This window comes from Rhizobium sp. WW22 (assembly GCF_047041135.1).
Taxonomy (GTDB): Bacteria; Pseudomonadota; Alphaproteobacteria; order Rhizobiales; family Rhizobiaceae; genus Rhizobium.
Window position 1 is genome coordinate 1,951,103 of sequence record NZ_CP178199.1, and the last position, 20,409, is coordinate 1,971,511.

Below are 20,409 nucleotides of genomic sequence, written 5' to 3' on the forward strand. Positions count from 1 at the left end.
ACATGGCAAGCCTGATTTCCTGCCCTCACTGCGGCACACGTCCCAAGGAAGAATTCACCATCAAGGGGGATGCAAACCTTATCCGCCCGAAAGCCGATGCCGGCACCGAAGACTGGTATGATTACGTCTACCTGCGCAACAATCCAAAGGGGCGTCACAAGGAGTATTGGCACCACACCTCCGGCTGCCGCCGCTGGCTGATCGTCGAGCGCGACACCGTCACACACAAGGTCCATGGCGTCAGCGATGCGGCGCTTACCAAGCTTGGAGGCGGCGCATGAGCAGCTATCGTCTTTCCTCCGGCGGTCGGATCGACCGCTCCAAAACCATTGCCTTCAGCTTCGACGGCAGGAACCTGGCGGGCCATCCCGGCGACACGCTTGCCTCAGCCCTCCTCGCCAACGGCATCCAGCTTGTTGACCGCAGCTTCAAATATCATCGGCCGCGCGGAATCCTGACGGCCGGTGCCGCCGAACCCAATGCGCTTGTCACGACCGGCACAGGCGGCCGCACCGAGGCCAACAGCCGCGCCACGATGATCGAGCTTTATGATGGGTTCACGGCGCGCAGCCAAAACCGCTGGCCCTCTCTCGCCTTCGATTTCGGTGCCGTCAACGGGCTGCTGTCGCCCTTCCTCAGCGCCGGCTTCTACTACAAGACCTTCATGTGGCCGGCCGCCTTCTGGGAAAAGGTCTACGAGCCGCTGATCCGCAAGGCCGCCGGTCTCGGCAAGGCCTCTTATGAGGTCGATCCCGATTCCTACGAGAAATGCTGGGCGCATTGCGATCTGCTCGTCATCGGCGCTGGGCCTGCGGGCCTTGCCGCGGCGCTGACGGCGGGACGCGCCGGAGCGCGCGTCATTCTTGCCGATGAAGGCTTCGCTCTTGGCGGCAGTTTGCTCTTTGAGAGCAATTCACCCCTTGGGGAAATCTTGGACGAACTCGACAGCCTGCCGAACGTGCAATGCCTGCCGCGCACGACGGTTATCGGGTGGTACGACGACAATGTCTTCGGCGCCGTCGAACGCGTTCAGAAGCATGTGGCAGCGCCCGACCCGCGCCAGCCAGTCGAACGCCTCTGGCGCATCATCGCCAAGCAGGCGATCCTTGCGACCGGCGCCGAGGAGCGGCCGCTCGTCTTTGGCGGCAACGATATTCCAGGCGTGATGATGGCTGGCGCCATGCGCAGCTATCTGAACCGTCAAGCTGTCGCTCCCGGCAAGCGCACGGTCGTCTTCACGACCAACGGTTCCGGCTACCGCACCGCCGCCGACCTCGAGGCCGCGGGCGTCGACGTGGTCGCCATCGTCGATACGCGCGCCGCAGGTGAACACTGGGGCGGCAAGGCGCGGGTGCTGACCGGTGCTTGCGTCCTCGATGCGGTCGGAACCAAGCAGGTTCGCGGGGTCAAGATTGCGAGCGGTTTGGGCACTCAGGAGATCGATGCGGACGCTTTGGCCATGTCCGGCGGCTGGAGCCCGATCATCCATCTTGCCTGCCATCGCGGCACAAGGCCGGTATGGTCCGAACGGCATGCAGCCTTCCTCGCGCCCGAAAGACAGGAGGGCTTGCTGATTGCCGGCTCGGCATCCGGCCTCGCCTCCACGGATAGCTGCCTTAGCGACGGAGCAATCAAAGCTGCCGAGGCGCTGGAAACCATCGGCTTTGGAAAGATCGCTCCCGCCTTTTCTTCAGCAGAAGAAGAAGTACCGACTGTTGCCGCGCGGCTCTGGCATGTCAAAGGGAGCAAAGGCAAAGCCTTCGTCGACTACCAGAACGACGTGAACCTGAAAGATCTGGGGCTTGCCGTGCGCGAAGGTTATGGCGATGTCGAGCTCGCCAAGCGTTATACGACGAACGGCATGGCGACCGACCAGGGCAAGCTTTCCAACATCAACGCAATCGGCATTCTGGCCGAGGCCCGCGGCGTCTCCCCCGCCGAGGTCGGAACTACAACGTTCCGACCGTTTTATACCCCTGTTTCCTTCGGCGCGCTGACAGGTACTTCGCGGGCTAAGCACTTTCAACCGGCGCGCAAATCTCCCTTGCATGAATGGGCAAAGAAGAATGGCGCAGTCTTCGTCGAAACCGGCCTCTGGTACCGCTCCTCCTGGTTCCCGCGTGACGGCGAGAAGACCTGGCGCGAAAGTGTCGATCGCGAAGTGCTGAATATCCGGAAAAATGCCGGCATCTGCGATGTCTCGACGCTCGGCAAGATCGAGATCTTCGGCAAGGATGCGGCGACCTTCCTCGACCGCGTTTATTGCAACGGCTTCGCCAAGCTTTCCGTCGGCAAGGCGCGCTACGGCATCATGCTGCGCGAAGATGGCATGATCTATGATGACGGCACCACCAGCCGCTTGAGCGAAGACCATTTCTTCATGACGACGACGACGGCGCTTGCCGCCGGCGTGCTCACCCATCTGGAGTTCTGCGCCCAGACGCTCTGGCCCGAGCTGGAGGTCTATTTTGCGTCGTCAACCGATCAATGGGCGCAGATGGCGGTCGCCGGCCCGAAATCGCGGATGATCCTGTCCGAGATCATCGACGAGGACATTTCCGACGCGGCTTTCCCCTTCATGGGCGCGCGCGCCGTCTCTCTGTTCGGCGGCAAACTCAAGGGTCGGCTCTTCCGCATCTCCTTTTCCGGCGAGCTCGCCTATGAGCTTGGCGTACCCGCGGCCTATGGCGAGTTCGTTGCCGACGCCATCATGCAAGCAGGCGAGAAGCATGGTATCTGCGCCTATGGCGCCGAAGCGCTCGGCGTCATGCGCATCGAGAAGGGCCACGTCACCCATGCGGAAATCAATGGTACGGTAACACCAGGCGATCTTGGCTTTGGTCGCATGGTTTCGACCACGAAACCCGATTTCATCGGCAAAGCGATGCTCGCGCGCGAAGGCCTGCAGGCGCCCAACCGGCCTCGCCTCGTCGGGGTCAAACCGGTGAACCCTGCGACCAGCTTCCGCACTGGGGCCCACATCCTGGCGGAAGGCGCTGCCGCAACGCTCGAAAACGATCAGGGCTATGTCACCTCGAGCGCCTTTTCCCCCAACCTCGGCCATACAATCGGGCTCGCGCTCATCAAGAATGGGCCGGAGCGTATCGGCGAAAAGATCGTCGTCTGGAATGGCCTCAGAAACGAATACACGGATGCGGTGATCTGCAGCCCCGTCTTCATCGACCCTCAGAACGAGAAACTCCATGCCTGATTTGCCGACATCGAAGCCGGTCCTCGCCGGCAAGGCCGTTCTACAAGGCGAGACCATCCGGCTTGAAGCCTTACCTGAGGGTCATCTGCTGCAGGTAATGGGAGCGACGACGAGCGAAGAGCTTGCGGCGCATCTTGCAGCAGCCGGCCTCACGGAGAGCTCCGTGCGTCCGGCCGGATACCGGCAATGGTTCATCGCCGGCGGCGAGCAGCTTGCCGGCTCCCAAGAGCGGGCACTTGCGGACGCTCTGGCGGGCAGAGCTTTCGTCTCCGATCAAAGCCACGGGCGCATCCGTATCCGCATCTCAGGATCGAGCGCCGCCCGGATGCTCAATAGAGGTACTGCTGTCGACCTGCATCCAGCGAACTTCCCGGAGGGAAGCAGCGCCATGACGCTCTTCGGGCATATCTCCGTGCAGCTCACGCGCCTGGGCATGGAGGATTTCGAACTGACTGTCCTGCGCAGCTTTGCGGAATCGCTGTATGAAGAACTCGAAACGCTGGTCATTTCCCAAGGGGCTGGCATTCGGCGCAACTCGTGAAGCATCCGCTTTTGATGCACGCGAAAAGACGGAAGCTTGGACGCCCTCACCCAATCCTGCAATCTGCTTAAGGTGCCTGGTGCTGGCGGCTGAAAATTCGGCGCCCTTCGGACCGTCGACATCCACCACACACCGTGCGGCCAGGTGACGCTTGCGCGTCCTTCTCGCCTCTCCCTCGATCTGCTCCCAGGCCTTGTTCGAGATCGAAGCGAGTTTCCTGTGAGGATTGTCCATATCAGGGCTGTGATCAAGAAAATGCCGGCTTCGAGAACGAGCCGGCCGGCCGGGCCAACCTCGTATCTCCGCTTCGGGGAAAGAAATTTACCCCAAAAAGTGGCAACTGCTGCGCACAGCCCAAACCCCAACAGCACTTGTGCCATGATCGGTACGGCAAGATGTGCGGCCAACGCCGCAAGCGAAGCGAGTATACAAAGCTCGAGCGCAAATCTGATGCTAAGTGCTATCGCTTTCATCTTCCCTCCCAGCTGTAGAGCTGTGTTCATTCATTTTTGAAGAAGCCCAAGGCCACTAATGCATGGAAATGGCTTTGGCTAATGCCGGCCTCGCGCGCCATAGCGCTGATATTTGTTTTGCCGCCGCCTGTTCCAAGGTCGGCCGCCAGCCGCTCTATTCTGGTCGATGCTTTTGATTTTGTCTTAGGGGCCGAGGCCGGACGGATAAGATGCAGTCCGGTTAGCGCCAACATGGCTGCATCTTGAGCGCGATGCCCATCCGCATTGACCTCTATGCCGATCTGGCGGAAGATTCGCCAAAGCCAGGGCTCCATGCGCGAGACCAAAGGGCTACCTCTGGTCAGCAGAACCGGTGCTTGTTCCGCATCGCTTTCGTGGAGTTTGAGATCTACGACCAACAGACTGCAATCCGCACTTGGGACGAAGTCATGGTAACACCCCGTCGGGATGACAGCGACTGAGCCGCCTGCGATAACGCCCGATCCCGCGTCGATGGAGATCTTCATCGCGCCCCGCAACGGAAATAGCACCTGGACGTGGTCGTGATAATGATAACCGCGACTATGATACTGTCTTGTCTTGAGATTGATGTCCACGGCTCTTGCTCCCAGGCAACCCAGTCTTGCGCTTATGAATCAGCTGGGCATACCAAGAATTGGACGCATATCTGGTCATGCCCGCGAGCCGACGGCGGGAGCAGCAAAGATAGTAACCAACATCATGCGCTGCTCATCGCTGATCCTCCTCGTGCTGTTCCGCTCCCTCGATCGGAGAAAGCCAGGGTTCCCGCCGTTTGGTCCATAGCTCATAGGTGGGGCGGAGACGCGTGGGCGCCTCGCTCAGGATCCCGAGTTTGATCTCAACCTCGTTATCACCCATGGCAAAGACGCGCGAACCGCAACACGGGCAAAACTCCCGTCCAGCAAACTCGCTTGTCTCGCCTTCATAGTGAAATTCACTTGCCGGCCACAGACCGAAATAAGTGAAGGCGGATCCGCTTTCCTATCGGCAATCTGTACAATGGCAAATGCCGATATGAAGCGGCGTTCCGCGCACCGTCAGACGCACTTGCCCGCACCGGCACGATCCGGTCGATTCCGTCATAGTATGTCCTCATCATCGCTGACATTCGTGATCGGGCCTTGCCCACGGCTGACATGCTCCGTCTGCCAACGCCGGTCAGACAGCTGATAGCTGATTTCTGCATCCTCACCGCCCTGTGGCTGGCGGGCTGCAGCAGATTTGGCAGCCGCGAGCGCACTCTCATGGTCGGGAAAGGTCTCCGACCAGACATAAGCCAATCTTCAAGAAGATGGCCTCGGTCCTTTTCTGCCTTTCCCGATCCTTAGGGCCACCCTTTCGGCATTATTCAAGGATGCGGACAACCGTGCGCGTCTTCGGTTGGACAATGATACGTTTGTGGTTCACGACAGCGTAGGCATAGGTCGGGTTGTCCGGGACCGGTGTGACGACAACCGTCTCTGGGAGCGCGCGGCCGACAACGATCTGGTCCTGGACGACTGCCTCGGATGGAGGCAGGGGTTGTTCCTGAACGTATGTGACCACTTTCTCTGGCGGTGGATCGATCGCGGTGCCAGCAATCGCACCGGCGACACCTCCGACTGCAGCGCCGACAGGGCCGCCTACTACTGCTCCGGTCACCGCACCGCCTGCGGCGCCGGTTACGGTGGAAGACTGGGCGAAGGCCGAACCGGCCAGAAGGCCGAAGGCGGCCATTGAAACGACAAGTCTCGTTTTCATAGCATTCTCCTTTAATTCCAGCTCTTGTGAGCTGAAAGGAGAATTACTGAGCCAATAGAATGTTCCTCTTCGGTTACCATCCGAAGCCATCACGAGTTAGCCGCCTGCGACAAACTTCGTGATCGGCACGGAAGGGGCAGGTGCATCGGCGAAGGATGCGGTAACAGCAACGCTCCCGACCGGATCTCATGTTCTGTCATGATGCCATGCCGCCCAGGGGGCTTTGTCTCAGGCAGACGGTGGTCGTTATGATCTGTCTTTGCTTCGCCCTGCCGCTTCGAATCGATGCAACAGCTGGTCACGCTTTTCGCCCCGCATGCGCTGCGGCCCTTATTGGGATGGGCTTGTGTGGCGCTACAGATTGTTAGCTCGCGGATTTTGTCCCACGACCTGTTCTGCATCTACCGGCACCTCGACCAAGATGGATGGGTGACCGGGGCTGTAGCTTTCGCGCATGATCTCGGCCAGGTTGCTGAGATCCGGCATCAGCTTCCGGCTTGTCCAGCCGCATGCGCGCGCCATTGACCCAAAGTCGATGCGGTAGAGGTCACTGTGGTAGCGATCGGATGAATAGTCTGGAATGACCACGGGCAGGCCCTGCACCATGATGCCGAGCGCGCCGTTGTCCAGCACGAACAGAACTAGCCCCAATGATCGCGCTTCGGCCAGGCAACCAGCAATCAACCGGAACCATGGTGATGTCAGGTTAACTTGGGCTGAAGGGTTTGCGGCTATTTCGCTGTGATGAGCAAGAGCCCGGTCAGTTACAAGCGCCATCGCTTTCCTCCCGCTGTGATCGCTCATGCGGTCTGGCTGTATTTCCGGCTTCCGTTGAGCCTGCGTTTGGTGGAGGAAATGCTGTTGGCGCGCGGCATCATCGTTTCCTATGAGACGATCCGATGCTGGGCAAAGAAGTTCGGCCCGGACTATGCCGCGCATCTGCGTCGGAAACCGCCAAGTCCGAATGATATCTGGTATCTGGACGAGGTGGTCGTGATCGTCGGCGGCCGGAAACACTGGCTCTGGCGCGCGGTGGATCAAGACGGCTATGTGCTTGACGAGATCGTTCAGATCCGTCGCAACACCAGGGCTGCCAGGCGCCTGCTGATCCGATTGATGAAAAAGCAGGGATGTCAACCGAAACGCATCGTCACCGACAAGCTTCGCTCTTATGGTGCGGCTCGGCGGCAGGTGATGCCAACGATCGAGCATCGATCTCACAAGGGGCTGAACAATCGCGCCGAAAACTCGCATCTTCCACTACGGAAACGAGAGCGGGTGATGCAGCGATTTCGCTCGCCAGGCGGACTGTAACGTTTCGTCAGCATCTTCTCCGCGGTCCGAAATCTCTTCGTCCCAGCACGAAGTCAGCACTCAGCATTCGACATCCGTCTGCATCGCCTCGCGGCGATGGCACATTGGAAGGGCGTCGCCGGAATCGACGCCTGATCGCTCAGCAAAATGCCCGATCCGTAGATCTGGAATTTAACCTGACATCACCGTTTGCAGTGCTGCTCGGTGTCTTTGCCGCTCAGCAGTTCGTTCAGGGCTTCCGCGGCGCTGACGATTGTACGGGAATGCCGCCCGAACAGATCAAAAAAGCGATCTTCCCGGGGCATCAATTTACGGAACCAATTCACTCTCGGCGCTCCGAACGTGTGTTGTCATAAATCCGTCATAAATGATGGAGGCCACCATGAAAAGCCGATGTGCCCGCGAAACCACGGTCTTCGACAGTCTCGCAAGAGTTGGGATGCCGATAGAGGTGCCACACCCAGACCTGCACGATGCGTAAGAACCGTAAATTGCCATGCGCTTCTGTCGGTTTCCCCAACAAAACAAGGACAACAGGGAACAATGACCGCTAGGTCCCGTTTGTTTCCTGTCGTCGACATGGAGTCCGCAGATGAGTGCGCGTGCGCAATGGAAAGGATATCTGAAGTTCGGGGAGGTCGGCTGCGCTGTTGCGCTCTATACGGCAGTTTCCACTTCCGAGCGGATTTCTTTTCACACGCTGAACCGAGCAACCGGCAATCGCGTCCGACGGGAATTCATAGATGCTGCGAGCGGGAAACCGGTGTCGCGCGAGGATCAGGTGAAAGGCTACGAACTCAACAAGGATGATTACATCGTTCTTGAGCCTGAGGAAATCGCCGCGGCGGTGCCGGAAAGCGACAAGGTCTTACAGATAAAGGCCTTCATGGCATGCGACGACATTGATGACGTCTATTTCGACCGTCCATATTATCTCGCCCCTTCCACTCCTGCGAGCGAAGAGGCATTCGCATTGATCCGCGACGGAATGCGCAAGAAGCAGGTCGCTGCCATTGCCCAAACCGTTCTGTTTCGCCGCCTGCGAACCGTCATGATCCGTGCCCACGGCAAAGGGCTGATCGCGACGGTATTGAATTTCGACTACGAGGTTCGCTCGGCAAAAGAAGCCTTCGAGGATGTGCCCGATATGAAAATCAAGGGCGAAATGCTCGATCTCGCCAAGCACATCATCACCACCAAGAAGGGCAAATTCGACCCGAGCGAATTCGACGACCGCTATGAAGCAGCGCTTGCGGAGCTCGTAAAGGCCAAGATCGAGGGCAAGAAGATCCCGCAACGCAAGCCGGCAAAGGTCGCCAAGGTGACCGATCTCATGGAGGCTCTACGCCAGAGTGCCGGCATGAGTGGCCAAGGTAAGGCAAGCGCAAATGAACCCGCTAGGAAATCGGGCGCGGCCTCCCGCAAGACGGCCAAATCGCGAACGAAGTCTTCTTCGCGGCCGCAACGCAAGGCGAGCTGACGATGGCATTGGAGACCTACAACCGCAAACGCGATTTCAGCAAGACCACCGAGCCGAGAGGGCGAGGCGGCAGAAAAAAGATCGCGGTATCCGGCAACAGCTACGTCATTCAGAAACACGATGCGCGCCGGCTACACTATGATTTTCGCCTCGAATTGGACGGGGTCTTGAAGAGCTGGGCCGTGACCAAGGGGCCGAGCCTGGTAGCCGGCGAAAAGCGGCTGGCGGTGCAGACCGAAGATCACCCGCTGGAGTATGGTGATTTCGAAGGCACGATCCCCAAGGGCGAATATGGCGGCGGGACCGTCATCGTCTGGGACAAGGGCTCTTGGACGCCGCTTGGCGATCCCCATAAGGGCCTTGCGAAGGGACATCTCGAATTCGAGCTCCACGGAAAGAAACTCGGCGGCCGGTGGCATCTGATCCGCATGGCGGGGAAGCCACGCGAGAAGCGGGAAAACTGGCTGTTGATCAAAGGCGAAGACGAGGCGGCCCGCCCGGAAGGCGCTGCCGATATTCTCGAGGAACGACCGGAATCTGCAAAAACGGGGCGTGTCATAGACGAAGTCGAGAACGAAAAGCCGGGCTGGTCCTCGAAGACCGGGAAGATCCGTCGCAGGGCCAGCCGCAAGAAGCATGATGCCGCCAAGGAGGAAGCCGGCGAAACCGCAACGCAAACGGACGCAACGCCCGTTGATCCCTCGTCTTTGAAGGGTGCCCGCAAGGCTACTCTGCCATCCTTCGTCGAACCCGCTTTGGCGACATTGGTATCCAAGCCACCTTCAGGCTCCCGGTGGCTTCACGAAATCAAATTCGACGGCTATCGGCTCGAGGTCCGCATCGAGGCAGGCCGCATCAAGCTGCTAACGCGCAGCGGCCTCGACTGGAGTCAGAAATTCGGCAAGGAGATTGTCAGCGCCTTCCGGGATCTCCCCCTCGGTACCGCAATCATCGACGGCGAGCTGGTCGTCGAGCCGGCGGCCGGCGCGTCCGATTTCTCTGCTCTGCAGGCGGATCTCAGCGAAGGCCGTAGCGACCGCTTCGTCTTCTATGCTTTCGATCTCCTCTATCTCGACGGCTATGACCTGAAGGCATCGCCCTTGATCGGCCGCAAGGAATTGCTGCGGAAGATCATCCCCTCCGAAACCGGGATCCTTCGCTTCAGCAGTCATTTTGATGAAAATGGCGACCTGCTGTTGTCGCATGCCTGCAGATTGAGCCTGGAAGGGATCGTATCGAAGATTGCCGATGATCCATATCGCCCCGGCCGCGGCAAGACATGGGTGAAATCAAAATGTTCCTCCCGGCAGGAATTCGTGATCGGCGGCTGGGTCCCATCGACAACGTCACGAAAGGCGATCGGCTCGCTGGTGCTCGGCGTCTATGAAGACGGCAAGCTCGAACATGTCGGCCGCGTCGGTACGGGTTACACGCACACTGTCGCCGAGCAGCTCTTCAAAAGGCTAACCCATCTGCAAGTGAAGGAAAATCCTTTCGCAACCAAGCTCACCGCGGAAGAGCATCGCGGTGTCCGCTTCGTGCGGCCCGAACTGGTTGCGGAAGTCGAATTTCGCGCCTGGACGGCAGATGGCCATTTGCGCCACGCCTCCTTCCGCGGATTGCGAGAAGACAAGAATCCGCTCGAGATCGTTCGCGAAACACCGAAATCCACGAGGACGTCTTCGACTGAAAAGCCCGCGCGCAGCAGCGTATCCTTGACCCACGGCGATCGCCTCTATTGGCCTGACGAAGGTGTTACGAAGGCGGGGCTTGCGGATTATTATACCGAGGTCTGGCGCCATATGGGGCCTTTCGTCGTCGGTCGGCCGCTTGCGCTCGTGCGCTGTCCCAACGGCATCGCCGGCCAGCATTTCTTCCAGAAGCATGCCTGGAAGGGCATGAACAGGAACATCGCATTGGCGAAAGATCCGCAAGACGAAGAACCCTATGTCAGCATCGACGACCTGAATGGCCTAATCGGCCTCGTGCAGGCGGCAGTCCTCGAAATCCATCCCTGGGGATCGATGATCGGCAATTGGGAAAAGCCTGACATGATCATCATGGACCTCGATCCAGGTCCGGACGTCGCCTGGAGCAAGGTCATCGCCGCCGCGGAAGAAACGGCTGAGCGGCTGAGGCAGACGGGACTGGTTCCTTTCGTGAAGACTTCGGGCGGAAAAGGGCTGCACATCGTCTGCCCGCTGGTCGCCAAGGCCGAATGGCCTGTCGTCAAGGCCTTTACCAAGGGTATCGCCGACGCCATGGCCGCCGACAGCCCAGATCGCTATGTTTCCACCATCACCAAATCGAAGCGCCGCGGCAAGATCCTGATCGATTATCTGAGAAATCAACGCGGCTCGACTGCCGTCGCGCCTTACTCCACCCGTGCACGGCCGGGCGCCGCGGTCTCGATGCCTTTATCCTGGGAGGAGTTGAGCCCTGCAATAGGGCCGGACTATTTCACCGTGCTCAATGTGCCGACGCGGCTTGCCGCGCTCCGTTCGGATCCCTGGGCAGACTTCCGGAAAGCCGCCGAACCCCTGCGCGAGGCGTCCGCGAAGACCAAGCGTAAGTCTTGACGAACAAATTTCTTCCTGACAGCGAAAGCCCGCAGGTGACTAGCGTTTCCTTGCGCCCTCTTCCTGCGAAAGGCTCTTGCGAAGGGCATCCATGATGCTGATGACGTTGCTGGGCGCTGCGGCTTCTTCCACCTTTGCCTTGGCGGGCCGCTTGCGCCCTTTCTTCTTGGCGGCGATGATATCGAGCAGCTTTTCCTGAACTGGGTCCGAAACCATCGCCGGGTCCCATGGTTTCGTTCGTTCATCTATCAGCTCGCCGACCAGCTTCATCAGCTTGCCGTCTACGGGTTCTGATCCGATATTTCCGAAATAGTTCCGTTCATCGCGCACCTCGTCGCCGAAGCGCAAGGTCCAAAGGACGATCCCCTTGTCTCTAGGCTCTAGCATGACGGCACGTTCGCGGCGATACATGACGAGCCGGGATATGCCCACCATGCGGCTTGCAGCCATCGCATCGCGGATGACGCAGTAGGCTTCCTCTCCGACAGCATCGTCGGGCGTGAGGTAATGCGGCGTATCGAACCAGATCCATTCGATGCTGTCGCGCGGTACGAACATCTCGATATCGATCGTCCGGGTGCTTTCAAGGCCGACCGCATCGAGTTCCTCATCCTCAAGCATGACATAGTCATTCTCCCCGCGCTCATAGCCTTTCACTTCATCGTCCTCATCCACAGCCTTGCCCGTGACGGAATCGACGTATTGGCTGACGATGCGATTGCCTGTCTTTCTATTGAGCGTGTGAAAACGAACCTTTTCATTATCACTTGTCGCCGGCGCCATGGCGACCGGGCAAGTCACCAGCGACAGCTTGAGATAGCCTTTCCAGAAAGAACGCGGAGCCATGTTTTTCTCTCCAATATGAAGGGAACGATCTCCGGCATTTCCTGGTTCCCTGGCATGACGCTATTGCGGCCGAGACTCAATGCATGCCACCGCCGCCGCCCTCCTTGAGATCGACATTGCTGAGAATCAAGGCGAGTGGAATGGCGCAGAGCACGATCAGCATCAACACATGGAATACATCGATATAGGCCAGGAAGCTCGCCTGGGTCTGCACCTGCTGGCCGACCCAGGCGGTCGCCTGCGCCTTCGCATCCGCCATGGTCGCTCCCTTCTCGGCAAAATAGCGTGTCATGGTTTGCAGCGCGTCGTGATAGGCGGGTGAAGATGGCGTGATGTGCTCAACGAGCCGGCTCTGGTGCCACTGCTCGCGATGAGCAAGCACGTTCGACGCAATGCAGACGCCGATCGAACCGCCAATATTTCGGGCGGCATTGATCATGGCGGATGCCTGATTGGTCTGCTCCGGTCTCAGACCGAAATAGGAAGCCGAGGTGATCGGAATGAAGATCAGCGGTAGGCCAAGTCCTATATAGAGGCGCGACCAGACAAAGAAACTGAAGTTCAATCCCGGATAAAGCCTGGTCAATTGCCACATGGATACCGCAATAATCGCCGCGCCGATGGCGATCAGATATTTCGGTTGTATTATGGAATTGACGCGTCCGGCCACGAACATCATGACCATGGTGACAAGTCCGCCCGGTGACAAGGCCAGCCCCGCCCATGTTGCGGTATATCCGTAGTTCTGCTGCACGACTTCGGGAATGAACTGCGTCGTTGCGATCAGGATCGCGCCGACCGCCATCATGACGATGAAGCAGGAGCCGAATTGCCGTGTGCCGAGCAGCCAGCCATCGATGATCGGATTGGCCTTCGTCAGAACCCATGGAATGGCAAGAAGAAACGATAGCAGGCAGATCGTCGCCGTCAGGATGATGAAGTTGGAACCGAACCAATCATCAGTTTGCCCTCGATCGAGCGTAAGCTCCAGCGAACCGAGAAATGTTGCAACCAGCAGAAAACCGACAATGTCGAAGCGCACGCCCTTGCGCCGAAACTCCTCACGCATCTGCTTCGTCTTCGGCGTTTCCTTGAGCAGGCCATAAACGAGGATGAAGGCGAAGACGCCGACGGGACCGTTGATGAGAAAACACCAATGCCAGGAAAGATTATCCGAGAGATAGCCGCCCAGGGTCGGGCCGATAACCGGCGCGACGACCACGGCGACGCCGAAAAGCGCAAAAGCCTGCCCGCGCTTTGCCGGCGGGAAGGCATCCGCCAGGATCGCCTGCGAGGTCGGCACCATGCCGCCGCCGGCAAAGCCCTGGATCATCCGAAAGATCAGCAACGTCTCGAGGTTCCAGGACAACCCGCACAGGATGGAAGCGATGGTGAACGTTGCGAGGCACAAAAGATAAAAACGCCGTCGGCCGAACCGTTCCGCAAAGTAGCTGCTGGCAACGAGCACGATGGCATTCGAGACGAGATACGTCGTCACCACCCACGAGGCTTCATCGGAACTGACGGCAAGGCCGCCGGAAATGTAGCGCAACGCCACGTTGGCGATCGTAGTATCCAGCACCTCCATGAAGGTCGCGAGCGACACGACGATGGCAATGAGCCAAGGGTTCGTGGCACGCTCGGATGAGGCCGCGCCTCCATTTGCCGTTGCTGTGCCGCTCATCTCAGTTCCTCGGCCGGACCGTGACCGTCGGCACGACGGACATGCCGGGGCCGATGGGGAGATCGGCGGGCCATTGGTCAACGACGATCTTCACCGGTACGCGCTGCGTGACCTTCACATAGTTGCCAGTCGCGTTTTCCGCCGGCAGGAGTGAAAAGGCGGTGCCGGAGCCTGGCTGGACGGAGGCCACCTTGCCATGCAGCGTATGATCCGGATAGGCGTCGATCGTCACATCCACCGGCTGATCCGGACGCATGTCGGTCAGCTGCGTTTCCTTGAAATTCGCAGTGATCCAGATTTCATCCGGGACGAAGGTCGCGATCGCCTGGCCGGCATCGATGAACTGGCCCTTTGCGCCGGTGAGACGGACGACGCGGCCGGGCTGCGCAGCGGTTATCGTCGTATAGCTGAGATTTTGCTGGGCTTCTTCGGCCTGCGCTTGCGCCTGCTTGAGGCTTGCGAGCGCGCTCGATTTCTGCGCTTCGGCCACGGCCTTGTTCTTCAAGGCGGAAGTCACGTTTGCCTGCATCTGGGCAAGGTTTGCCTGATCTGCTGCAAGGTGGACGCCGCCTGCTGCACCGCCTGCACGCTGCCCGATCCGGATTTCACCAGCTGCTGCTGGCGATTGGCCTCCTGCTGCGCATATTGCAGAGCCGCCTTGGCCGAATTCAGCTGCGCCTTTGCCACATCGACGGAGGCGGCAGCCGCCTCGATCTGTGCACTCGCGCTCTCGACAGAAGCCTTAGCGGCCTCTATCTGCGCGTTTGCCTGGTCAAGCGCGATCTGGTAATCCCGCGGCTCGATCCGCAGGATGACATCGCCGGCCTTAACATGCTGGTTGTCGGTCACCGGCACGTCGGAAACGTAGCCGGAGACCTTGGCGGCAACGGAGAAATTACGAGCGCCGACGAAGGCATCGTCCGTCGTCTCGTAGGGATAGAAATACACCTTCCAGGCGAACCATCCGGCGGCAATGAGAACCACCAGAGCTACGGCCGCGAACAGGATCCAGAAGGGATGACGGCGAAGGAAGGAAGGCCGCTTTGCTTCCTGCCGGGCCTCCCTCTGACGTTCGATTTCATCTGAAACCTGCTGTGTCGGCCGGTCGGGCCTGGTTTCCATGGTTGTGGATTGATTGTCAGCCATGACATGACCTTTGCTTTTGTCCTGCTCAATCTGACTTCGGCGGTTCAATGAAGAGGTGGTCAGCCCTATAGAAAGCGCGTGACCTTTTTCAAATCCTGGATGAAGGCGGCCCGGTTTCTTTCTCTCTCGTCAGCCTCCCTGATCCGCAACAACGCCGAGGGATGGATGGTCACGAGAACATTGAGCTTCGTGGCGGAATGCAGGATATGTCCGCGATCACGCATGACCTTCACCTTTGTCCCCAGCAGGGAGGATACGGCGGTTGCGCCGAGGGCGACGACCAGTTTTGGCTGGAGCAGCTCGAGTTCCGCGCCTAACCACCAGGCGCAACGTTGTATCTCTCCGGCATTCGGCCGAGCGTGCAGACGCTTCTTGCCGCGCATCTGATATTTGAAATGCTTGACGGCGTTGGTGACATAGCAACGATCGCGATCCACCCCTGCTTCATCAAGGCATTGATCCAACAGCCGGCCCGCAGGCCCCACGAAAGGCCGAGCAGCCTGATCCTCCTTGTCGCCGGGTTGCTCGCCGACGAGGACGATTTCAGCGGTGCGAGGCCCTTCGCCGAATACAAGATGAGTGGCGTTGCGATAAAGGTCGCAGCGTTGGCATGATTGCGCATCGTCACGCAGCTCGTCGAGTGTCTCTGCGTCTGCATGTTCATACGCTAACGATGGGCCTGCGCCGGCCGAAGCAAATCTCTCGAGCATTGGGGGCTCGCAATGGTTCCAGATTCTTCAACGATCAACTAATCGCTCTTCTGTTTGTTCCATTCGTGTGAGTTTGCCGCTGCAGGGAACCCGCGCAACCGGCATTCGTTAGATCGATAGGAACATCCAAAAGGAGAAATCCTCATGAGCGGTCAAAGCAAACCAGGCCCCTTCGCACTCAGTGCATTCTTCGCTGATGAATATGATGCGGAAGCTGCGGCCCAGGAACTGGTAGATGCCGGCATTCCGAAAGACGCGATCACGATGACGCCCGGTAATCGGCCCGATACAACGCCAATCGATCATATGGGCTTTCTCGACGCGTTGACGGGCATCTTCTTTCATGAAGAACAGCGCACAGCCTATGCGGCGGCGCTGGAACAGGGAGGAACGCTGGTCACGGTCCAGGAGGTGGACGAGGCACAGCACAAGATCGCCCTGCCCATCCTAGCGGAGAAAGGCCAGATCGAGATCAACGAACGGGAAAGCGGGCGCTGAGGCGGGTCTCCGCTCTTGGCAATCACATGCAATCAGTTTGGCGGGTGGCCCGGCTTATGCTGATCACTGCGAATCTTCTGCGCATCCGTGAAGCCATGCGCCCATTCATCGCGCCGTTGATCGCCCTGTGCAAACGGATTGTTGTCGCTGCACGCCCCTTTGGCAAAGGCCCTTCTGCCGAGCTCATACGCCTCGTCTTCGGAGTTCCTATCGTCGCTTCCGGTTTTCATGGCTATACCTGCTCCAACACAAGGCGTGCATCGAGGCAGGCGGTCACGAAAGTAGCTCTTGATGCCTCTGGCGCCCGGATCATCTGATCGTCTCGATCACTGGCTGCAAGACGGACTGGCTTGGTCCAAAGCGTCGTGAATTCCACATCAATGACATCGTACATCCAATCCTCCCCATCTCCTGCCTCTCGTTCTTCTGGATGCCCGCCTCCCGTTGGATCGAACACCGGATATTGGCATTTGCTCCTCAAATCCTCCGATATAAAGCGGCTTTGCAGAGGTCTCCGCATGGGGTCCGGAACCTCCGTGTTGAGGCAAGATCGGGGAATGATAAGATCGTCAATGAGCCTCTTCGCCGAGGCGCGCCGCCAATTGCTGGCGGGCACGGTTGATCCGGCTTTTCACCGTGCCGATCGCACAACCGAATCTTTCCGCGGCAGCATCGTAGGACCGCCCTTCGATGACAACGTATTGAAGCACCGAGCGATAGTGCTCCGGCAACAGATTGCATGCCTCCTCGAGCTCTTTCGCGCGAACGGTCCATTCCTGTGATGGCTGCGCCACTCCCTCGCCGGAAACGCATTTGTCGGCGCCGGGAGCTTCGCGCCTGTTGATACGGAATTTGGTGCAGAAGGTATTGCGCATGATCGTGAACAACCAGGATTTCAGCCTGGTGCCACGATCGAATTGGTCGAGATTGGCCAGCGCTTTCGTCAAGGTTTCCTGGACCAGATCATCGGCGTCGTTGGCATTTCTGTGAAAGCTACGCGCAAAGGCGCGAAGAGCTGGAATAAGCTCAACGATTTCATCTTGCAGACCGGCCGTTCGGTACATATCGCTCACAAGCCTTCTCCTTGGGAAGCAGCGCATAGCGGTATCCGGCGGCATTGGATCGCAATGCCGGGACTCGGCTGCTGCCGAGGCGCGACGCGCGTCAGCACACCCAGGAGTCGTTAGAACAAAACGACTTGACGAGTTGTGCAGATTTGCTGCTCGCTATGCGCGGTGATGCATATCAGGATGCTTCGGAGCGTTTCCTACTCGGGATGCTCCTGGCATCTTTCAAGGGAACGGTTGCATCCGGAGCTTGTTCCAAGAGAATCCAAATAATTGCAGTCTATCGAATCAGGACGATAGGAAGGAAGCGAAATCGCTCTATTCCGGCTATCGCTCGATCGTCCCGTTGCGCCGAATCTTGCGCTGAAGAAGCAGAACGCCGCAGAGCAGCGCTTCCGCAGTGGGAGGACACCCGGGCACATAGATATCGATCGGAATGATCCGATTGCCTCGGGCTGCCTCTCGGTGCCGCACCGATGCGTTCGACATCATAGCGCGGCATCGACATCTGCATCATCTCGATGGCGCAGCAGGCAAGTCCGAATGTCATCCACATCAGGGTGCCACCGCGAGCCCAGGTGGCGAGTTCGTCCGTGCTGGTGACGAAGGAAGCCCTCGTCGGCAAGCTCGCTATCGATCGTGCCCAAAAGCGGATCACCGCTTGGAGCCTTGCCGGGCTGCTGGAAGTCGCTGATGACAGGGCGATCTTTAAAGGAAGACATGAGGGGGCCTCTGGTAAAAAAGAACCCCAACTTTCATACGAACGGCTTGTTCCCGACATTCGAGCAGGTAGACCCGATCCACTCCCAACGGACGAAAAATCCAAAAATCCGGAAACAACGGCGCGGGTTCCGAGTTTGAAGGCAGCAAAGCCAAAGGAGGAAATACCAATGTTGACAAGAATGATTGCGGTATGTGCCCTTTCGATCGGCATGGCTACGGCAGTCATGGCGCAGCAATCTGGTTCTGGAGGAACCGGAACAGGTGGCTCAGGTAGCGGTAACGGCGCTGGCACCAACTCGCAGAACGGAGCTGCCACCAGTGGAAATGTAGGTACCGGCAACAATACGACGGGAACCAATGGCACCCCAAATTCCAATGGTCAATCGCAGGATTGCAATGCCATGAAGACCGGCAAGAATACTGCGCAAGGTGCGGATACCCAAAGTAGCGGCCAGTCGAGTGACAGCACATCACGCAGCAATTGCCCGCAGTGACATCAGCTGATGGATGCGACAATGCCATCTGAATTTCACGAACTCCCCTCGTTGCCGGCATCCATAATGTGGATTGCCCGCAACAGGCGGATCATTCGAGGAGCAGAATCATGATGAACAGTGCTCAAGAGCTTGCCGAAGAATATTTAAGGCTTGGGGGCAAAAGACTGCTGGTGATGGACGATAACATCCTGTCGACCAATAGTTGGGAGGCCGATCCCCTCGAAGCGGAAGCCTTCTGGAAAAGGGAAATCGAGAGTCTGCCGCCTAAGCGACGAAGCGAAGTCATGTCATTCCTGCCTTCCATCAACGTCACTTGAGACGACAGGACGTTGGACATCGGCAACGTCCCGCATGAACGCAATCCGATGCAAGCACAATAGATAACATGAAAAGAACTGGAACCATCCGTATCGGTATTTCAGGTTGGACTTACGCTCCCTGGCGCGGTGTTTTCTATCCGAAGAACGTGCCGCAAAAAGGGGAGCTCGCTTACGCGTCCTCGCAATTTCCATCCATCGAAATCAACGGCACTTTCTATGGCCTTCAAACTCCCGAGACTTTTGCCAGGTGGCGGGACGCGACACCGGATGATTTCGTCTTCGCAGTCAAGGGATCCCGCTACATAACCCATCTGCGCAGGCTCCGGGATGTCGAGGTGCCGCTTGCCAACTTCATGGCGTCCGGCGTGCTGCGCCTGGGAAAAAAACTCGGCCCGATCCTCTGGCAATTTCCTCCGCGACTGCGCTTTGATCCGGTCTTATTTTCCTCTTTTATAGAGATGCTGCCGAAAGATGCCGATGAAGCTGCTCATCTCGCCAGGCGGCACGACGACCGGGTGAACGGCCGCGATTGGTTGCGGACGGAAGAAAAAAGACCGCTCCGCCATGCCTTCGAAATCCGCAACGAGAGCTTCGTGAACCCAGACTTTATCGAACTCTTACGGAAGCATAAGATCGGGCTCGTCTGCGCAGATACAGTCGAATGGCCTTTGCTCATGGATGTCACCGCAGACTTCGTCTATTGCCGCCTGCATGGCTCGGAGGAGCTATATGTCAGCGGATATGATGACGAGGCTCTGAAGGTCTGGGCAGTACGGATCGACGATTGGGCGCACGGGCGCGAGCCGACCAAGGCCAACCGCGTCCTGGAACCGCTGAAACAACCACAGCGTGGCCGCGACGTCTATGTCTATTTCGACAATGATGTGAAGGTACGTGCGCCGGCCGACGCACAGCGACTGAACGAGTGCCTTGGACTAACCCCGCAGAAGGAGACTGTAGCCCCTACGAAGCACGTGCGGCGGCATCGGCGGGAAATCCCAAAGTCCCGACCGCAACATCGGTCAGCGTAATCAACTCAGCTCATTCGAGCTGACCCCATGCCGGGTTCCAATTCACGCCTTCCGACAATTCGACGTAAATCGGCCTCATGATTTCGCCGGACATTTTGTTGCGGGCTGCCCGAAAAGCGTCATCGGGCTCCATCTCCTCGCCCGGAAAGATGATGTCATCCTCGCCGGGCGGCGTGACCCTGCGCAGGAATCCGCGGATCTGATCGCCAGAATGGTAGAACTTGACGACAATAGAACCCTGCACCACCGCGTTCTCGCGATATCGATGATAGATTTCCATCTTACACCTCCTGACCTCGGAGTCTCTTAGGCGGGGCACGCCTTGCCGTTACAAGAGAACCATGCATTTTGTCCGGCAAGTGTCCGGCCGATCGGTGACAATCCAAACTGTCCTCCTCCGCTTTGGTTCCCCATGGGCATAAGCTGCGCGGGCCGAGGCGGCCAAGCGGGCAATTGGGCGCAAAGAAATCGTCAGCGCAATTCAGCGTGAGGCGCGTTCGGTGGTCTGATCATAGGCATTTTTAGGTA

At 58.5% G+C, this 20,409-nt stretch carries 19 protein-coding genes and 7 pseudogenes; 10 read left to right on the forward strand and 16 right to left on the reverse strand.

What is annotated here, in order from left to right:
• Positions 1-2 precede the first annotated feature (2 nt).
• From ACK83U_RS27980 to ACK83U_RS27990, 3 genes are read left to right on the forward strand one after another with little or no spacing between them, the layout of a single operon-like run.
• The gene (locus ACK83U_RS27980; protein ID WP_112606176.1) at positions 3-281 is read left to right on the forward strand and encodes a sarcosine oxidase subunit delta; all 279 of its coding nucleotides are present in this window, start codon (positions 3-5) and stop codon (positions 279-281) included.
• Positions 278-3,211, forward strand: coding sequence for a sarcosine oxidase subunit alpha family protein (locus ACK83U_RS27985; protein WP_112606173.1), 2,934 nt, complete (start codon positions 278-280; stop codon positions 3,209-3,211). Before ACK83U_RS27980 ends, ACK83U_RS27985 begins: the two co-directional genes overlap by 4 nt.
• A complete protein-coding gene (locus ACK83U_RS27990; protein WP_112606170.1) occupies positions 3,204-3,752 on the forward strand; it encodes a sarcosine oxidase subunit gamma in 549 nt (182 codons plus the stop codon). The genes ACK83U_RS27985 and ACK83U_RS27990 overlap by 8 nt, the downstream gene beginning before the upstream one ends.
• 87 nt (positions 3,753-3,839) lie before the next feature.
• Here ACK83U_RS27990 and ACK83U_RS27995 read toward each other — a convergent pair.
• The 6 genes and pseudogenes from ACK83U_RS27995 to ACK83U_RS28020 form a co-directional block, all read right to left on the reverse strand.
• Positions 3,840-3,986 (reverse strand): annotated as a pseudogene (locus ACK83U_RS27995) (encapsulin); the annotation flags it as partial.
• Between the two features lie 50 nt (positions 3,987-4,036).
• Positions 4,037-4,255, reverse strand: a pseudogene (locus tag ACK83U_RS28000) (DUF2568 domain-containing protein); the annotation flags it as partial.
• The gene (locus tag ACK83U_RS28005) at positions 4,252-4,821 is read right to left on the reverse strand and encodes an AraC family ligand binding domain-containing protein (RefSeq protein WP_162708035.1); all 570 of its coding nucleotides are present in this window, start codon (positions 4,819-4,821) and stop codon (positions 4,252-4,254) included. The gene ACK83U_RS28005 and the pseudogene ACK83U_RS28000, both read right to left, overlap by 4 nt.
• Positions 4,822-4,954: 133 nt before the next feature.
• Positions 4,955-5,329 (reverse strand): annotated as a pseudogene (locus ACK83U_RS28010) (GFA family protein).
• Positions 5,330-5,590: 261 nt separating this feature from the next.
• Positions 5,591-5,986, reverse strand: coding sequence for a DUF1236 domain-containing protein (locus tag ACK83U_RS28015; RefSeq protein WP_112339137.1), 396 nt, complete (start codon positions 5,984-5,986; stop codon positions 5,591-5,593).
• Between the two features lie 354 nt (positions 5,987-6,340).
• Positions 6,341-6,637, reverse strand: coding sequence for a hypothetical protein (locus ACK83U_RS28020; protein WP_412474953.1), 297 nt, complete (start codon positions 6,635-6,637; stop codon positions 6,341-6,343).
• Positions 6,638-6,702: 65 nt separating this feature from the next.
• Between ACK83U_RS28020 and ACK83U_RS28025 the strand changes: the two are divergent.
• A pseudogene (locus tag ACK83U_RS28025) lies at positions 6,703-7,435 on the forward strand (IS6 family transposase).
• Positions 7,436-7,485: 50 nt separating this feature from the next.
• On the opposite strand, the pseudogene ACK83U_RS28030 reads toward ACK83U_RS28025, so the two are convergent.
• Positions 7,486-7,605 (reverse strand): annotated as a pseudogene (locus tag ACK83U_RS28030) (nuclease PIN); the annotation flags it as partial.
• Positions 7,606-7,892: 287 nt separating this feature from the next.
• On the opposite strand from ACK83U_RS28030, the gene ACK83U_RS28035 reads away from it, so the two are divergent.
• A complete protein-coding gene (locus ACK83U_RS28035; protein WP_112413111.1) occupies positions 7,893-8,780 on the forward strand; it encodes a Ku protein in 888 nt (295 codons plus the stop codon).
• A gap of 2 nt (positions 8,781-8,782) precedes the next feature.
• Positions 8,783-11,359: a DNA ligase D gene (gene ligD / locus ACK83U_RS28040; RefSeq protein ID WP_112606162.1), complete on the forward strand. Its 2,577-nt coding sequence runs from the start codon at positions 8,783-8,785 to the stop codon at positions 11,357-11,359.
• A 39-nt stretch (positions 11,360-11,398) separates the two neighbouring features.
• Here ligD and ACK83U_RS28045 read toward each other — a convergent pair whose 3' ends face one another.
• The 4 genes and pseudogenes from ACK83U_RS28045 to ACK83U_RS28060 all read right to left on the reverse strand — a co-directional run bounded on the left by ACK83U_RS28045 (position 11,399) and on the right by ACK83U_RS28060 (position 15,745).
• Entirely contained in the window at positions 11,399-12,205 is an 807-nt protein-coding gene (locus tag ACK83U_RS28045) for a Ku protein (protein WP_112606159.1), read from the reverse strand.
• 76 nt (positions 12,206-12,281) lie between these two features.
• On the reverse strand, positions 12,282-13,889 hold the full coding sequence (locus ACK83U_RS28050; protein WP_112606155.1) for a DHA2 family efflux MFS transporter permease subunit: 1,608 nt from the start codon (positions 13,887-13,889) through the stop codon (positions 12,282-12,284).
• A gap of 1 nt (position 13,890) precedes the next feature.
• Positions 13,891-15,035 (reverse strand): annotated as a pseudogene (locus tag ACK83U_RS28055) (biotin/lipoyl-binding protein).
• Positions 15,036-15,100: 65 nt separating this feature from the next.
• Positions 15,101-15,745 (reverse strand): UdgX family uracil-DNA binding protein, encoded by a 645-nt coding sequence (locus ACK83U_RS28060; RefSeq protein ID WP_112606149.1) that lies wholly within the window; start codon positions 15,743-15,745, stop codon positions 15,101-15,103.
• A 144-nt stretch (positions 15,746-15,889) separates the two neighbouring features.
• Here ACK83U_RS28060 and ACK83U_RS28065 point away from each other — a divergent pair, with 144 nt between their 5' ends.
• On the forward strand, positions 15,890-16,243 hold the full coding sequence (locus ACK83U_RS28065) for a hypothetical protein (protein ID WP_112606146.1): 354 nt from the start codon (positions 15,890-15,892) through the stop codon (positions 16,241-16,243).
• A gap of 32 nt (positions 16,244-16,275) precedes the next feature.
• Here ACK83U_RS28065 and ACK83U_RS28070 read toward each other — a convergent pair whose 3' ends face one another.
• From ACK83U_RS28070 to ACK83U_RS28085, 4 genes and pseudogenes are all read right to left on the reverse strand, one after another.
• Positions 16,276-16,473, reverse strand: coding sequence for a hypothetical protein (locus tag ACK83U_RS28070; RefSeq protein WP_112606143.1), 198 nt, complete (start codon positions 16,471-16,473; stop codon positions 16,276-16,278).
• A gap of 2 nt (positions 16,474-16,475) precedes the next feature.
• Positions 16,476-16,637: a hypothetical protein gene (locus tag ACK83U_RS28075; protein WP_183876405.1), complete on the reverse strand. Its 162-nt coding sequence runs from the start codon at positions 16,635-16,637 to the stop codon at positions 16,476-16,478.
• Positions 16,638-16,812: 175 nt separating this feature from the next.
• Positions 16,813-17,316, reverse strand: coding sequence for a sigma-70 family RNA polymerase sigma factor (locus ACK83U_RS28080; protein WP_112339119.1), 504 nt, complete (start codon positions 17,314-17,316; stop codon positions 16,813-16,815).
• Positions 17,317-17,637: 321 nt separating this feature from the next.
• Positions 17,638-18,032 (reverse strand): annotated as a pseudogene (locus ACK83U_RS28085) (hypothetical protein).
• Between the two features lie 168 nt (positions 18,033-18,200).
• Between ACK83U_RS28085 and ACK83U_RS28090 the strand changes: the two are divergent.
• From ACK83U_RS28090 to ACK83U_RS28100, 3 genes are all read left to right on the forward strand, one after another.
• Positions 18,201-18,527, forward strand: a complete 327-nt coding sequence (locus tag ACK83U_RS28090; protein ID WP_183716088.1) for an oxidoreductase — start codon at positions 18,201-18,203, stop codon at positions 18,525-18,527.
• A gap of 110 nt (positions 18,528-18,637) precedes the next feature.
• On the forward strand, positions 18,638-18,847 hold the full coding sequence (locus ACK83U_RS28095; RefSeq protein ID WP_112339117.1) for a hypothetical protein: 210 nt from the start codon (positions 18,638-18,640) through the stop codon (positions 18,845-18,847).
• Between the two features lie 68 nt (positions 18,848-18,915).
• Positions 18,916-19,881, forward strand: coding sequence for a DUF72 domain-containing protein (locus ACK83U_RS28100; RefSeq protein ID WP_112606140.1), 966 nt, complete (start codon positions 18,916-18,918; stop codon positions 19,879-19,881).
• Between the two features lie 10 nt (positions 19,882-19,891).
• On the opposite strand, the gene ACK83U_RS28105 is transcribed toward ACK83U_RS28100, so the two are convergent.
• Positions 19,892-20,161, reverse strand: coding sequence for a hypothetical protein (locus ACK83U_RS28105; RefSeq protein WP_112606136.1), 270 nt, complete (start codon positions 20,159-20,161; stop codon positions 19,892-19,894).
• Positions 20,162-20,409: the final 248 nt, after the last annotated feature.